Below are 14953 nucleotides of genomic sequence, written 5' to 3'. Positions count from 1 at the left end.
AGGGGGCGGTTGCGTGGCACACTGTCTTGCGGCCACCGCATGGCACGCGCGCGGAGGGATGAACATTGACGACCAGCCTCCAGCGTCCTCCTACACGAGGCGAGCGAAGCGGAATCTCGGGTGACGTGAGAGTCGAAGAGCCGACGACGAGCGGGGTGCCGCGTTCCCCGTGGCAACGCACTGTCCGCGCCGCCACCTGGCACCGCACGTACGTCGCCGCCCTTTTCGGCATCGACGTCCTGGCCGTGATCGCCGCGAGCATGACCGCCGTGATCACCACCGGTACCGCCACGACCGGCTTCGACGGCTATCCCAAGTTCGGCCAGTACGGGCCGGAGATGAAGGTCGAGACGGTCTTCTACGTGATCGCCTACGGCGCTCTCCCGCTGACCTGGATTCTCACCCTGTGGGGCAACGGCTGCTACGACCGCCGTTACCTCGGCGTCGGCACCGACGAGTTCAAACGCGTCGTGCGGGCCTCGCTGGTCGTGGTGTCGATCGTGTCGTTCACGGCCCTGCTGTTCAAGACCGACCTGTCGCGCTACGCCGTCGCCGTCGCCTTGTCGTCGGCGCTGTTGTACCTGGTCATCGGCCGTTTCGTGGCCCGGCGGGTGCTCGTGGCGCTACGCCGGCACAAGCAGGCCGTGCATCACCTGCTGCTCGTCGGCACCCTGCACGAGGCCCTTGAGGTCAACACCGCCGTGTCGCGCGTCCCGCAGGCCGGTTTCCTCCCCATCGGGGTGTACCTGACCGAGGGCGCGGCCGCCGCGCGCGGCATCGAAACGCCCGTCCCGGTCTATTCGGGCACGGACCTGGTGTCCCTGGCCGAAACCCTCGGCGCCGACACGATCGCCGTGTGCGGCTCGGCCTCGGCCGAGCGCGGCGGGCTGCGCCGCCTGGCCTGGCAGCTCGAAGGCACCGGCATCGACCTGGTCGTCGCGCCGCAGCTCACCGACATCGCCGGCCCGCGCGTGCACATCCGCCCGGTCGAGGGCGTGCCGCTGCTGCACGTCGAGGAACCGACCCTGTCGGGCATGGGCTGGTTCATCAAGAACATGCTCGACAAGGTCTCGGCCTTCGCGGGGCTGATGGTCCTGCTGCCGGTGTTCATCGCGATCGCCATCGCGATCAAGTCGAAGGACTCCGGCCCGGTCTTCTTCCGCCAGCCGCGCGTGGGCATGGAGGGCAAGACCTTCCGCTGCTGGAAGTTCCGGACCATGTACGTCGACGCCGAGGAGCGGCTGGCGACGCTGATGGACCAGAACGAGTCCGACGGCCTGCTGTTCAAGATGAAGGACGACCCGCGCATCACGCCCGTCGGGCGCTTCCTGCGGCGGACGTCCCTCGACGAGCTCCCGCAGCTGATCAACGTCCTGCGCGGCGAGATGTCCCTCGTCGGGCCGCGTCCGCTGGTCGCCGAGAACGGCGACTTCCTCGGCGACGTCCGCCGCCGCCTCCTCGTCCGCCCCGGCATCACCGGGCTGTGGCAGGTCTCGGGCCGCTCGGACCTGTCGTGGGACGACGCGGTCCGCCTCGACCTGTACTACGTCGACAACTGGTCGCTCACCACCGACCTGCAGATCCTCTTCCGGACGGTGCTCGTCGTGCTCCAGCGCAAGGGCGCCTACTAGAACGCGAGAGAAACGGCCGGGCCCTTCGCGGGCCCGGCCGTTTCGCGTTTCTCACAGGTACTGGAGCAGCTGGACGAGGTTGCCGCAGGTGTCGTCGATGATCGCGGTGGACACCGGCCCGGTCTCCACCGGGTCCCGGACGATGACGGCACCGCGCGAGCGCAGCCGCTCGACCTCGGCGTCGAGGTCGTCCACGGCGAAGGACGTGGCCGGGATGCCGTCGACGGCCAGGCCCTCCTGGAAGGCCCGCACCGCCGGGTGGCGGCTGGGCTCCAGGAGCAGTTCGGTACCGGCGGGCTCTTCGGGGGAGACCACGGTCAGCCAGCGGTCCTCGCCGAGTGGGACGTCGTCCTTCTTCTGGAAGCCGAGCACCTCGGTGTAGAAGCGCAGGGCCTTCTCCTGGTCGTCGACGAAGACGCTGGTCCGGTGGATCCTCATGCGTGCTCCCGGTCGGTCGGGCCCGGGCCGGCGCGGGCCCGGGCGGTTCGGCGTCGAGGACGAAGGGCTCGCAGTCTGCCTATCACGGCCGGGGGCCGCGCGCGGCTCAGATGCCGAGGCGCGCGGAGAGCCCGTCGAGGACGCATTCCAGGCCGAGCTCGAACTGCCAGGCGCGGTCGTCCTTGCGAACCGCCTCCATCGACCAGGCGCGGAACGAGGGGTAGCGGCCGCTCTGGACCAGGTACGACATCTGCGGAGCCAGACCGCCGCGTACGTCGTCGCCGCTGGCCCAGCCCTTCTCACCCATGAGACTCGCGACGGCGACCTCGGTCCCGGCGGCGCCCCCGACGAAGGAGTCGACGGTCCGGTACGCCGCCATCTTCTCGTCGGCGTCGATGCCGAGACCGTCGAAGGAGGCCATGCAGCGCTCGCTGATGTTGAGCCGGTTCGGGCTGGGCGTGAGCACGGCCTCGGGCGGCAGCCGGGCCAGCCAGGTGTGGCGCAGCAGCAGCTCGCGGGTGCGCAGGGCGACCAGGCGATGCACCTCGCGCCAGCCGAGGCCCGCCTCGGGGATCTCCAGTTCGGCGTAGACGAGGTCGCCCATGAGCAGCAGGACCTCGTCCTTGCCCGCCACGTAGCGGTAGGCGGCCATGGGCGCGACGTCGAGTTCGGTCGCGAGCCGGCGCATGGTGATCGCGTCCAGGCCTTCGGCGTCGGCGATTCCGACGGCCGTCCAGGCGAACTTCCGCGCGCTCAAGGACGGGCGCGGACTGGGGGCGGGGTTCTCCAGGCGTTCCCAGAGGGATCTTTCGTCGGTGTTCTTCTTCGCGACCATGTGTACAGCGTACCGCGAGTGGACAACGTACACATCCTTGTGTACGTTGTATCTCAGCAGATACGACGTACACAGGAGTTGACCCCACATGACCCCCTTGAAGATCGCCGTTCTCGTCGGAAGCACCCGCGACGGCCGTTTCGCCCCCGTCGTGACCTCGTGGCTCACCCGGCACATCGACGGGCGCGACGACATGACCGTCGACGTGATCGACCTCGTCAAGACGCCGCTGCCGGTCGTCTTCCCCGACTTCGGCGCGCCGCCGCAGCCGGGCACCGAGGAGCTGCTGGCCGCGGTGTCCCCACGCCTGGCCGCCGCCGACGCCTTCGTGATCGTCACCCCCGAGTACAACCACAGCTTCCCGGCCTCGCTGAAGAACGCCATCGACTGGCACGGCGTCGAATGGCACGGCAAGCCGGTCGGCTTCGTGTCCTACGGCGGGATCTCCGGCGGACTGCGGGCCGTCGAGGCGCTGCGGCTCGTGCTCGCCGAACTCAACGCGATGACGATCCGCGAGACGGTCTCCTTCGCCGGCGTCTGGCAGCGCTTCGACGGCGAGGGCGCCTGCGTCGACGAGGCCGCCGACGGCGCGGCGGTGGCGATGCTCGACCAGCTCGCCTGGTGGGGCCTGGCGCTGCGCGACGCCCGCGCGGTCCGGCCGTTCGGCAAGGCCCTGGAAGAGGTGGCCTGACATGGAGACGGCCAAGCCGCAACGCGGTCTGTACGTCGGTGTCTTCGGGCTGATGCTCGGGATGTTCCTGGCGATGCTCGACGGCCTCATCGTCGGCACGGCCCTGCCGACGATCGTCGGCGAGCTCGGCGGTCTCGATCAGCTGGCGTGGGTGGTGACCGCGTACATGATCGCCGCCGCGGTGACCACGCCGTTGTGGGGCAAACTGGGCGACCTGGTCGGGCGCAAGGCGACCTACATGTCGTCGATCGTGTTGTTCCTGCTCGGTTCGGCGTTCTCGGGGATGGCCGCCGACATGGGCCAGCTGATCGCGTTCCGGGCGGTGCAGGGTCTGGGCGCGGGCGGCCTGATGGTCGGCGCGATGTCGATCATCGGGGTGCTCCTGCCGCCGCGCGAGAGCGGTAAGGCGCAGTCGATGATCGGGGTGATGATGCCGGTGGCGTTCATCGGCGGGCCCCTGCTGGGCGGTTTCCTGACCGATCAGCTGGACTGGCGGTGGACGTTCTACGTGAACATCCCGGTCGGCGCGGTCGCGCTGGCGCTGGTCGCGTGGAAGATCCGGCTGAGGTCGGAGCGGATCCGGGCGCGCGTCGACGTGCTGGGTGCGGTGACGCTGACGGTGGCGATCCTGGCGGTGACGCTGGTGGCGACCTGGGGCGGGTCGGTGTACGCGTGGGTTTCGTGGCAGATCGCGGGGCTGGCGCTGGTCGCGGTCGCCGCGCTGGTGTGGTTCGTGCGGGCCGAGCGCCGGGCGGCCGAGCCGATCATTCCGCCGCGGCTGTTCGCCGACCGGAACTTCACCGTCGCGCAGGTGCTGAGTTTCCTGGGCGGCGCGGTGATGATGAGCCTGTCGGGTTACCTGCCGCAGTACATGCAGTTCGTGAAGGGCGCGTCGTCGACGGCGAGCGGGCTGCTGTTGCTGCCCCTGCTGTTCGGGATGCTGGTGGCGCAGCTGGGTTCGGGGCGGCTCATCGCGCGCAACGGCCGGTACCGGATCTATCCGATCCTCGGTGGGGCGCTGATGACGGGCGGGAGCCTGACGCTGCTGATGCTCGACGCGGGAACGCCGACGTGGCTGGCTTCGGGGCTGAGCGTGTTCGCGGGCGCCGGGATCGGGTTCGCGATGCAGGCGACCATGATCGTGACGATGAACAGCGCGGCCCCGCGTGACATGGGCGCGGCGAGCGGGACGGTGACGTTGATGCGGACCGTCGGCGGTTCGCTGGGGATCTCGGCGCTCGGGGCGATGTTCGCCGCGGAGCTGACCAGTGGGGAGCTGACGCCCGCGCAGGTCGCGGCCCTGCCCGAGGCGGCTCGCGACGCGTTCCGCGACGGAGTCGTCAGCGGTCTGCACTGGGTCGTGCTGGGGGCGACGGTCCTGGCGGCGCTGGCCTTCGTGGCGGCGTGGCGGGTGCGGGAGGTGCCGCTGCGGGGTTCGGAGCCGGATCCCGCCGCGGCCGCCGGGAACAAGGAGCTGGCGACGGCGGCGTGACGCCGATGGGGCGCGGCCGGTGGGCCGCGCCCCGGCGGGTCGGGCCGCGCACCAACTGACGCGGCGCGGCAGGACGCGACGCCGACCCTGAGTTCGGCGGCGTAGTCGGCGACGGCTTCCGGGGGCTGGGAGACGAGGCCGGGCGGGGGTGGACACCCGAGCATCGCGCAGCGGCCGCGTCCCCTCCTTGGGGCGACTTTGGGCGCTCACGTCCCGCTCCAGGCGAGGTCCCCCGCCGAGACCAGGACCGCCACGGACGCGAATCCCAGGGCCAGGCCCGGCCTGCCGAGGGCCACGAGTCCCGCCACGGCGCTGCCGAACCACAGGGCGAGCAGCACCGCGCGCGCAGGACCGTCGAGGTGGTGGGTGGCATTCGGCGCGCCGAACAGGACCCAGATGGTGATCAGTAGCGCCGGCGCGCCCAGTCCGGCGAGGAGTTTGAGCGGCCAGGCGGCGAAGGTCGCGAAACCCCACCAGGCGGCGACGGCGTAGGTGGCGAGCTCCAGCAGAAAGAACAGTCCGCCGTTGAGGTTCTTCACGGTTGTCATCACGACTCATTTCGTTCATGAACTAAATCATTCAGAACTTGAACGATAGCGCACGATGACCCGACCCGCTAACCTCCACCCCGTGACCCACCACGCCCAGCTAGCGGTCATCGACCGTGCCCGCACCGAACTGCCCAAGGACGAGCGCGTCCTCGGCGTCTTCCTCATCGGCTCGCACGCCAGCGGCGAGGACGACGCCTACTCCGACGTCGACGTCCACGTCGTCATCGCCGACGACGCCGCCGACTCCTTCCGCGCCGACTTCGCCCGCGTCCTCGAAGACCTCGCCGGGCCGCTCGTGCTCGCCGACCCGATCCCCGGCCTCATCGGCGGGCTCGGCATCACCGAGGACTGGCTGCACGTCGACCTCATCGCCCACCCGCTGTCGGAGTACGAGCCGGCCGACTACGAGGCCGTCCTCCCCCTCTTCGACCGGACCGGCGACCTCCTGCCGCCCGCCCGCAGGCCCGCCGCCGAGCACGGGGAGCCCTACTTCCCGCTGCCCGCGGTGAACCTGTTCTTCTACTTCCTCGGCAACCTCGTCACCGTCCTCGGCCGCGACGAGCGCGTCGTCGGCAACAGCGGGATCGTCGCCGTCCGCGACCAGCTCGTGAAGCTCATGCGCGCCGAACGGGGTGTGCGGCGAACCGGCGGGCTGAAGCGACTGAACACTTATCTGTCCACCGAGCAGCGCGCGTTCCTGGAGTCGATCCCGGCGGCCGGCACCGACCCGGCCGACATCGTCGCCGCCAACCGGGTCATCTGCGCCGAGTTCATCCGGCGTGGGCGGGCCCTGGCCGAGAACACGAAAGCGGCGTGGCCCGACCGCTTGGAGGAGGCGACGCTGCGCCGGCTGCGGGACCATTTCGGAGTGGAGTTCGGCTAGCGTGGAAGCCGACGACAGCGGTAATCCCCGGGGAACGGCGGTTTAACGTAGGCTGAACCCCCCTCGACGCCCAGGCTTCCGCGGCGGAGGTGTCGCGTTGCGAAAGGTGAAGGCCATGACCAAGCGCGTCCTGCTCACCGGCGGGGCCGGGTTCATCGGCTCCCACCTCGTGCGGGCCCTCCTCGACCGGGGCGACGAGGTGGTCGCCGTCGACAATCTCGTCACCGGCCGCAAGGAGAACCTGCCCTCGCACGCGCGGTTCACCTTCGTCGAGGCCGACGTCTCCGACGGGATCCCCGCCGAAGGCCGCTTCGACGCCGTCCTGCACTTCGCGTGCCCGGCCAGCCCGGTCGACTTCGAGCGCATCCCGATCGAGATCCTGCGCGTCGACTCCCTCGGTACCTTCCACGCCCTCGACCGCGCCAAGGCCGACGGCGCCCGCTTCCTGCTGGCCTCGACCTCCGAGGTCTACGGCGACCCGCACGTCCACCCCCAGCCCGAGACCTACTGGGGCAACGTCAACCCGACCGGTGTCCGCAGCGTCTACGACGAGGCCAAGCGCTTCTCCGAGGCCGCCGCCTTCGCCTACCAGCGACACCACGGCGTCGACGTCGGCGTCGTGCGCATCTTCAACGCCTATGGCCCGCGCATGCGCGCCGACGACGGCCGGGCCGTGCCGACGTTCATCACGCAGGCGCTACGCGGTGAGCCCCTGACCGTCACCGGCGACGGCGCCCAGACGCGCTCCCTCTGTTTCATCGACGACCTCGTCCGCGGGATCCTGCTCCTCCTCGACTCCGGCGAGTCCGGCCCGATGAACTGCGGGACCTCCTACGAGATCACCATGACCGAGCTGGCCGAGACGATCATTCGCCTGGCCGGGGGCACCTCGACGGTGAAGTACGTGCCGAGGCCCGCCGACGACCCGCGCCAGCGTCGTCCTGATTTGTCCCTGATTCGGCAGCGCCTGGGATATGAGCCCTTGGTCACCTTGGAGGACGGTCTACAGGCGACGATCGACTATTTCCGATCCGACATTTCGGCCATTTCGCGTGCCTAGATCCCGGGACTGTTGTGATCGGACCGTAATCTGGATTCCATGAGCGACGACCCAAGGCTGCGCGGACCACGAGGATCCGCCCGTGTGCCCTCTTCCGGCCGTGCCTCCGGGACGTACCGGAGCGGACAGGTCGGCGGTCCCCCACCGCCCCCGACCCGCGGCACCGCCTACGGCAGGGGCGGCCAGCGCCCGCCGCGCAAGGGCGGCGGCGTCAAGCCGCGCTGGGGACGCATCGCGCTCGTCGCCGGGCTCGTGCTCTCCCTGGCCGCCGCGGCGGCCGGGATCGGCATCTACTCCTACGCCAACGGTCTCAACGACGACATGAGCCGCGTCGACGCCTTCGCCGCGCTCGTCGGCGACCGGCCCGTCGACGAGGTCGACGGCGACATGAACGTGCTCGTGGTCGGCAGCGACTCGCGCGACCCGGACAACCCGACCGGCGGCGGCAACGCCCGCACGGACACGATCATGATGCTGCACATCCCCTCGGACCACTCGAAGGCGTACATCGTCTCGATCCCGCGCGACCTCTACGTTTCGGTCCCGACCGACGCGCAGGGCAACGGCGGCGAGGACGCCAAGATCAACGCGGCTTTCGCGTGGGGCGGTGTCCCGCTGCTGATCTCGACCGTGGAGAACTACACCAACGTCCGCATCGACCACTTCGTGGAGATCGACTTCGCCGGGCTCAAGGACGTCGTCGACGCCCTCGGCGGCGTGGACATGAAGGTCGACGACACGATCGAGTCGATCCACAAGCCCTATCGGACCTTCGAGAAGGGCATGAACCACTTCAACGGCGCCGAGGCCCTCGACTACGTCCGGCAGCGTTACCAGCTGCCCAAGGGCGACTTCGACCGGATGAAGAACCAGCAGAAGCTGATCAAGGCCATCATGAACCAGGCGACCAGCGCCGGCGTGATGACCGACCCGGGCAAGCTCGACGCCTTCCTCCAGACCGTCATCAAGGCCGTCACCGTCGACGAGAACTTCAGCCTGCTCGACGTGGCCATCCAGTTCCGCGGCCTCGGCGCGGAGAACCTCGTGTTCCTGACCAGCCCGAACACCGGCACCGGCCAGTCGCCGAGCGGCGAGTCGATCGTGGTGTCGGACGACGCCCTGGCCGGTGACCTGTACATGAAAATGCGCCTCGATTCCATGGCGGACTGGGTCGCCGCCAACCCCGACGCGGTTAAATGAACCGACGTGACTGAAACGAACGGGGCCGGTCACGCAACTGACCGGCCCCGTTCGCGCGTCTTCCCTATAGGGGCGGCGCGCGCCGTCCGGGCGATGGGCGGCTGGCATGGAGCGGCGGCAGCGTAAACGGCGATCCCCGCTGTGGGCGAAGATCATGGTCGTCTTCGGCGCGATCCTCATGGTCGCCGGCGGCGGCGCCTTCGTGGCCGGGAAGGTCGCCCAGGACAAGGTGAACGAGGCCGTCGGGCAGGACGACCTGCTCGGTGAGGGCGCCCGCTCCGAACACGAGGTCGACCTGCACGGGCCGCTCAACTACCTGCTCGTCGGCTCCGACCAGCGCGTGAACTCGACGAAGCCCGGCCTGGCCGACACGATCATCGTCCTGCACATCCCCGAAGGCATGGACAGGGCCTTCCTGGTGTCGATCCCGCGCGACACGTGGCTGGAGATCGACTGCAACGGCAACGTGTACTACAGCAAGATCAACGCCTCCTACACCTGCGGCGGGACCGACCGGGGCGCCTCCTTCAAGTCGCTGTCGGAGGCTGTGCACGGGCTGACCGGCCTGACCTTCGACGGGGGCGCGATCGTCGACTTCGAGGGCTTCGCCAACGTCGTCGGCGTGATCGGGACGGTCGAGCTGTGCCTGGAGAAGACGATCACCTCGATCCACACGGGCAAGACCTTCGAGAAGGGCTGCGCCCGCTACGGCAAGGACGACGCGCTGGACATCGTGCGGCAGCGCTACCAGTACGCCGACGGCGACTACGCCCGCCAGCGCATGCAGCAGCAGTTCATCAAGAACCTGCTCAGGGAGGCCATCGCGCAGGGCTATGTCACCGACGTGACGAAGGTCGGTGACCTGCTGGCGGCCGTCGGGCAGTCGCTGACCGTCGACACCAACGGCATCGACCCGGTCGACCTGGCCTACGCGCTGCGCGGGATCTCGCCGGAGTCGATGACGATGGTGCGCGTGCCGTCCGATGTCGGCACGGTCGGCGACCAGTCGGTGATCAACCTGATCGAACCGGACGCGCAGGGCCTGTGGGACGCGATCGCCGCCGACGAGATGGACGCGTGGGCGCCGGCCAACCCGGAGTACATCAACACCGGTAAGGCCCCGAAGTGATCGACCGGTGGGGTAGCCGCCCGTACGGCCCGGGTTGCGGCCCCTAGGGGGCAGGTGTCCTCCGCGGACCGATGTCCCCGACCCCTTGGCGCACATAGCTTTCCGGCCATGACGAGAACACGCGCCCACATCCTGGTCCTGGCCGCCGCCGCCGCCGCCGCTGTCACCATCGCCGTCGCGGCTCCCGCGCAGGCCGCCCCACCGTCCACTGTCGACGTCACGGTGACCACCGCGGGCTTCACCGCCCCCGCGTCGGCCGCACCTGGAGCGGTGACCCTCAACGTGTCCACATCAGACCCCGAGGGCGCATGGATCGGCCTGGTGCGCCTGCGATCCGGCGTCACCCTCGGCGAGTACCTCGACGACCTGACGATCGCCTTCGCGGGCGGACCGGGTTCGGGCGAGGCGAGCCGCGAGGTCGAACGGGACGTCACCGCGTACGGTGGCGTGGCCGTCCTCAATGGACAGACCGCGAGCACCTCGCAGTACCTCGCCCCCGGGACCTACCACCTCATCGACTACAAGGAGGTCGGCCGACCGGGACTCGCCTCGACGGTCCGCGAACTGCGCGTGTCGGGCCGCTGGAGCACGGCGATGCCCTCGGCACGCTCGCACGTCGTCATGTACCCGACCGCCGAAGGCACCGGTTTCCTGGCGCCCGAACGGATCGCGGCGGGCGCACCGCTGCGGGTCACGAACGTGTCCACGCAGCTCAACGAGGCGATCCTCATGCCGCTGCGGGACGGACTCGACGGTGCGGACGTCGCGGCCTGGTTCGCCGACATGAGCCGGCCGTACCCGTTCACCGGCGGCCCGAGCGGAATGGTCGTGCTGTCCCCCGGGCTGACGCAGGTCGTCGATCTGGACCTCGCGCCGGGCCGCTACGCCCTCGTCAGCTGGGCCCACGACCACGAGACGGGCGAATACCACACCGCGCAGGGCATGCACGCGGTCGTCGAACTGACCTGAGTCGCGGGCGTAGCATCGCGCCCGTGAAAACACTGGGCTCGCGCGCCCGCCGGCAGCCCGCTCCGCCGCCGGTCGTCTGGAGGTCCCTCACGGACCCCGGCGACCCGGCGGCGCGTCCGTGGCTGGAGCTGCTCACCGACGAGGTGCCCCCGCGCGTGCTGGAGGCCGAGGAGCCGCGGCTGCTCGTGTGGTCCTCACTGTGGCCGGACCGGCCGGACGACCGCGTGCGCTTCGACATCACCCCCGACGGCGGTGGAAGCGTGCTGCGATGGACGCTGCTGTCGGAGGGCGAGGAGCCAACGGCGAGCCGCCTCGGGCACCTGCGATTCCGGATGAACGTGCTGGTCAACGAGCGGCTGCGACTGTCGTACGGGCAGTAGGGTTCTGCCAGAATGGGCGAACGGGCCGACGTCCCGTTTCGAGACCGAGGGAGCGCGATGAGCGACAGGCCCAGGCGCGCCGACGCCCGCCGCAACCAGGCGGCGCTGCTCGACGCCGCCGCGAAGGTCTTCGTCGCCTCGGGCGTCGAGGCGCCGATCCGGGCGATCGCGGCCGAGGCCGGTGTGGGCACGGCGACGATCTACCGGCACTTCCCGACGCGCGCCGACCTCATCGTGGCGGTGTACCGGCACCAGATCGAGGCCTGCGCCGAGGCGGGGCCGCGCTTCCTGGCGGAGGGACCGACCCCGCACGCCGCGCTCGGGCGGTGGATCGACCTCTTCGTCGACTTCCTGGTCACCAAGCACGGGCTCGCCGCCGCCCTGCGTTCCGACGGCGCCCAGTTCGAGGCGCTGCACGCGCATTTCCTCGACCGGCTGGTGCCGGTCTGCGCGGCCCTGCTCGACGCGGCGGCCGACGCGGGCGAGGTCCGCGCCGGACCGACCGCGCTGGAGGTGCTGCGCGGGGTCGGGAACCTCTGCATCGGCGCGGAGGATCCCGATTACGACGCGCGCAAGGTGGTCGGCGTGCTGGTCGCGGGGCTCGCCGCGTGAGATCCGCTCAAGGTCGACTCAAGGAATTCCGCTCGGGACGGCGGCACACTGACCGCGTCACCATCCCGGATCGACAGATCGGAACGGACATGAAGGTTCTCGGCGGTATCGGCGAGCGGCTGCTCGCACGGCTCGTTCCCACGGCCCGCGCGCACGCGGTCGTGTGCTTCACCGAGCAGGTGTGCAAGTACTCGGCCAACAGCTCGTGCCCCAGGGGCGGCGTCCGGCTGGTGCGCAAGGTCTGCACCAACGGGTCCAAAGGGCCTTGGGTCGACGGCGGCTGCTGCTAGCCGCGCGGGTGGGCCGCGCGGCTTCCTCGCCTAGACCGTGAACCGCAGCGCCGTCTCCTCCCCCGCCGTCAGCCTGGCCGCGTGTTCGGCCGAGTTGATCACCTCGCCGATCCCGGCGCCCGCCTCGATCTTGGCCAGGACCTTCGCCTCGGCGGCGTGAATCTGTTCGGCGCGGGCGATGATCCCGTCGAGCGTGTCCGGTTCGAGCACGAGGACGCCGTTGTCGTCGGCGAGCAGGATCTCGCCGGGTGAGACGGCGACGCCGCCGACGGTCACGGTCGCGCCGATCTCACCGAGGAGCCGGGTGGTGCCGGTCTTGGGGTAGACGTAGGTCGAGTAGATCGGCAGCGGGCAGTCCTTGACGTAGGCGAGGTCGCGGTAGCCGCCGTCGAGCACGATCCCGGCGAGTCCCTTGGCCATCGCGGCCTTGGCGAAGATCTCCCCGGCGTAGGCGAGGGGGTGGCGGCCGCCCTCGATCACCAGGACGTCGCCGGCGGCGGCCTGCTCCAGGGCCCGCACGATGCCGAAGTGGTCGCCTTCGCAGCGCACGGTGAAGGCCGTGCCGAGCATGGCGCCGTTGGCCGAGCGCAAGGCGGTCCGCGGCGAGAGGACGCGGACGGACTTGTCGGCGTCGGTGACGGCGGTGGTGTCGAGTTCGGCGAGGCGGGCGGCGATCTCCGGAGTGAGGCTCATGCTCGTCATGATCTCTCGCGCCGGAGCCGGGCGCCATCGGTCTACGCCGTATACCACCGTGGTGTACGGTGTAGACCATGACCGAGCAGCCGACCGCCGCGCGCATCGCCGCCGCGGCCCTGGCGATCCTCGTCGACGAGGGTGAAGGCGCCGTCTCGATGCGCCGGGTCGCCACCGACGCGGGCATCACCCCGATGGCGATCTACAAGCACTATCCCGACCGCCTGGCGCTGCTGCGCTCGGTCGCCGACGCCGCCTTCGCCGAGGTGGGCGCGGCCTGGGGCAGGCGCGGCGGTGACGACTTCACCTCGCGCTTCAACGGGCTCCTCGACGACTTCCTGGACTTCGCCCTCGGCCGTCCCCACCTCTACGCCTTCCTGCTCACCGACCGGCGCGAGCGGGCCCGGCGCTTCCCGCAGGACTTCGGGCACGAGGGCTCACCGATCTACCGGCACGTGGTCGCCGCCGTCGAGGAGGGCATGCGCGACGGCGTACTGCGCGAGGACGACCCCCTTGAGGTCGCGCTGTCGTTCACGTCCTCGACGCAGGGACTCGTGCAGCTCTACCTCGGCGGCCGCATCGGCCTGCCCGAGCCGGACTTCCGCGAACTGTGCCGCCGCACCGGATGGAGGATCTTCGATGGCATCAAGGCTTGAGAAACTGTGGCCGCCGTTAATCGCGCTGGCCGCCTCGACCGCGCTGTTCTACGTCGGCACCGGCTTCCGGCCGGTCTCGATCCTGACCTGGGTCGCGCCGCTTCCCGTGCTGTGGCTGGCGACGCGCGTCGGCACACCCGTCGCGGTGCCGGTCGCGGGCCTGGCCTGGTTCCTCGGGTCGTCCAACACCTGGGCGTACTACCTCGACTCCTACGACGTTCCACTGCCCATCGCGCTGGGCATCCTCGTCGGCTGCGCGCTGCTGTTCGCGCTGTCGGTGTGGCTCTTTCGCGCGCTGGCCGTACCGGGCCGGGTCGTGCTCGCATCCCTCGCCGCACCGGCGTTGTGGACCGGGGCGAGCTTCCTGATCGGCAAGGTGAGCCCGGTCGGCGTCATCGGCCAGCTCATGACCACCCAGACCGACCTGCCCGCGACGCTCCAGCTCGCGTCGGTGACCGGGGGCTGGGGCGTGGAGTTCCTGGTCCTGTTCGTCCCGGCCGGGATCGCCGCCGCCGTGAGCCACGGAATCCCTCGGTCCCGGCGGATCCGGGCGGCCGTCGTGACCGGCGCGGTCCTCGTCCTCGCCCTTGGCTTCGGCATCGCACGGATGAGCGCCGACCCCGGTGAGAGCCGGAACGTCGCCCTCCTCGTGCGCGACAACGCCGCCTGGGCGCCCGACGTCGCGCTCCCCGAGGGCGCGGAGGCCGTCGCCGCCTACGCAGCCCAGATCGCCGCGCTCCCGGCGGAAGTGGACCTCGTCGTCCTCCCCGAAGGCGCCTTCAGCGCCTTCGACGACACCCTCGGCGAGCTCACCGGTCCACTGGGGACGGTCGCGGCCGAGCACGGCGTCGACATCGTCGCCGGGCTGATCCTCTTCGAGGACGGCGGTCCCGACCGGGGCGGCACGAAATGGAACACGGCGATCGCGATCCCCGCGAGCGGTACGCCGTCGGTGTACCGGATGTGGAACGCCAACACCGACGGCAGCAAGCTCAGCCGGGGCGGTGAGCTCGCGTTCGTCCCGGGCGGCGGCACCCTCGCCCTCGGCGTCTGCCGTGACGTGAACTTCCCCGACCCGGCCGCGTCCTACGCCGAGGCGGGCGCGCGGATGTGGCTGCTGCCGGCGCAGGACCAGGTCGTCAACGGACGCCAGCACGCCGTCGCCGGGGTCCTGCGGGCGATGGAGCACGGGATGTCGCTGGCCTGGTCGTCGAAGCTGGGCACCCTCATGCTGACCGACGCCTACGGGCGGATCCTCGCCGAGGCCGACGCCGACAAGACCCACGACTTCGTCACGGTGGTCGCCGAAGTCCCCGCCGGGCCGGGCGCGACCTTCTACACGCGGACCGGCGACTGGTTCCCGTGGGGCTGCGCCGGCCTCGCCGCGGGGGCGTTCGCGCTGGTGTTGTGGGGACGGCGGGGGCGGTCGGGTGCATGAGCCGT

17 protein-coding genes are annotated in these 14953 nt (G+C 70.5%); 13 read left to right on the top strand and 4 right to left on the bottom strand.

Features of this window, described 5'->3' with window-relative positions; all coding sequences use genetic code 11:
• Positions 1-125: 125 nt before the first annotated feature.
• On the top strand, positions 126-1631 hold the full coding sequence (locus HNR73_RS14520) for a sugar transferase (protein ID WP_239121930.1): 1506 nt from the start codon (positions 126-128) through the stop codon (positions 1629-1631).
• 51 nt (positions 1632-1682) lie between these two features.
• On the opposite strand, the gene HNR73_RS14515 is transcribed toward HNR73_RS14520, so the two are convergent.
• Entirely contained in the window at positions 1683-2069 is a 387-nt protein-coding gene (locus HNR73_RS14515) for a VOC family protein (RefSeq protein ID WP_184787975.1), read from the bottom strand.
• 106 nt (positions 2070-2175) lie between these two features.
• On the bottom strand, positions 2176-2904 hold the full coding sequence (locus HNR73_RS14510; RefSeq protein WP_184787974.1) for a TetR/AcrR family transcriptional regulator: 729 nt from the start codon (positions 2902-2904) through the stop codon (positions 2176-2178).
• An 88-nt stretch (positions 2905-2992) separates the two neighbouring features.
• Between HNR73_RS14510 and HNR73_RS14505 the strand changes: the two genes are divergently transcribed.
• Positions 2993-3595 (top strand): NADPH-dependent FMN reductase, encoded by a 603-nt coding sequence (locus HNR73_RS14505; RefSeq protein WP_184787973.1) that lies wholly within the window; start codon positions 2993-2995, stop codon positions 3593-3595.
• Between the two features lies 1 nt (position 3596).
• Positions 3597-5087 carry an MDR family MFS transporter gene (locus tag HNR73_RS14500; protein WP_203685748.1) on the top strand — a complete coding sequence of 497 codons (1491 nt, stop codon included), beginning with the start codon at positions 3597-3599 and terminating at the stop codon, positions 5085-5087.
• 206 nt (positions 5088-5293) lie between these two features.
• Here the strand turns inward: HNR73_RS14500 and HNR73_RS14495 are convergent, their stop codons facing one another.
• Complete coding sequence (locus HNR73_RS14495; protein WP_184787972.1) at positions 5294-5635, bottom strand: YrdB family protein; 342 nt, start codon at positions 5633-5635, stop codon at positions 5294-5296.
• 82 nt (positions 5636-5717) lie between these two features.
• Between HNR73_RS14495 and HNR73_RS14490 the strand changes: the two genes are divergently transcribed.
• From HNR73_RS14490 to HNR73_RS14455, 8 genes are all read left to right on the top strand, one after another.
• Positions 5718-6521, top strand: a complete 804-nt coding sequence (locus HNR73_RS14490) for a nucleotidyltransferase domain-containing protein (RefSeq protein WP_184787971.1) — start codon at positions 5718-5720, stop codon at positions 6519-6521.
• 115 nt (positions 6522-6636) lie between these two features.
• Positions 6637-7581: a UDP-glucuronic acid decarboxylase family protein gene (locus HNR73_RS14485; protein WP_184787970.1), complete on the top strand. Its 945-nt coding sequence runs from the start codon at positions 6637-6639 to the stop codon at positions 7579-7581.
• A 39-nt stretch (positions 7582-7620) separates the two neighbouring features.
• Positions 7621-8781, top strand: coding sequence for an LCP family protein (locus HNR73_RS14480; RefSeq protein WP_184787969.1), 1161 nt, complete (start codon positions 7621-7623; stop codon positions 8779-8781).
• Positions 8782-8887: 106 nt separating this feature from the next.
• Complete coding sequence (locus HNR73_RS14475; RefSeq protein WP_184787968.1) at positions 8888-9910, top strand: LCP family protein; 1023 nt, start codon at positions 8888-8890, stop codon at positions 9908-9910.
• A gap of 108 nt (positions 9911-10018) precedes the next feature.
• A complete protein-coding gene (locus HNR73_RS14470) occupies positions 10019-10879 on the top strand; it encodes a hypothetical protein (RefSeq protein WP_184787967.1) in 861 nt (286 codons plus the stop codon).
• A gap of 23 nt (positions 10880-10902) precedes the next feature.
• The gene (locus HNR73_RS14465) at positions 10903-11259 is read left to right on the top strand and encodes an SRPBCC family protein (RefSeq protein WP_184787966.1); all 357 of its coding nucleotides are present in this window, start codon (positions 10903-10905) and stop codon (positions 11257-11259) included.
• A gap of 12 nt (positions 11260-11271) precedes the next feature.
• Entirely contained in the window at positions 11272-11871 is a 600-nt protein-coding gene (locus HNR73_RS14460; protein ID WP_203685750.1) for a TetR/AcrR family transcriptional regulator, read from the top strand.
• A gap of 89 nt (positions 11872-11960) precedes the next feature.
• Positions 11961-12161, top strand: coding sequence for a hypothetical protein (locus HNR73_RS14455; protein WP_184787964.1), 201 nt, complete (start codon positions 11961-11963; stop codon positions 12159-12161).
• A 30-nt stretch (positions 12162-12191) separates the two neighbouring features.
• On the opposite strand, the gene HNR73_RS14450 is transcribed toward HNR73_RS14455, so the two are convergent.
• On the bottom strand, positions 12192-12854 hold the full coding sequence (locus HNR73_RS14450; RefSeq protein ID WP_184787963.1) for an RraA family protein: 663 nt from the start codon (positions 12852-12854) through the stop codon (positions 12192-12194).
• A gap of 77 nt (positions 12855-12931) precedes the next feature.
• On the opposite strand from HNR73_RS14450, the gene HNR73_RS14445 reads away from it, so the two are divergent.
• On the top strand, positions 12932-13510 hold the full coding sequence (locus HNR73_RS14445; protein ID WP_184787962.1) for a TetR/AcrR family transcriptional regulator: 579 nt from the start codon (positions 12932-12934) through the stop codon (positions 13508-13510).
• A complete protein-coding gene (locus HNR73_RS14440) occupies positions 13494-14948 on the top strand; it encodes a nitrilase-related carbon-nitrogen hydrolase (RefSeq protein WP_184787961.1) in 1455 nt (484 codons plus the stop codon). The genes HNR73_RS14445 and HNR73_RS14440 overlap by 17 nt, the downstream gene beginning before the upstream one ends.
• Positions 14949-14953: the final 5 nt, after the last annotated feature.

It is taken from the genome of Phytomonospora endophytica, from assembly GCF_014202425.1.
Lineage (GTDB): Bacteria > Actinomycetota > Actinomycetes > Mycobacteriales > Micromonosporaceae > Phytomonospora > Phytomonospora endophytica.
The sequence above is the reverse complement of the archived record's forward strand: the minus strand, read 5'-3'. Positions and strand labels throughout refer to the sequence as shown.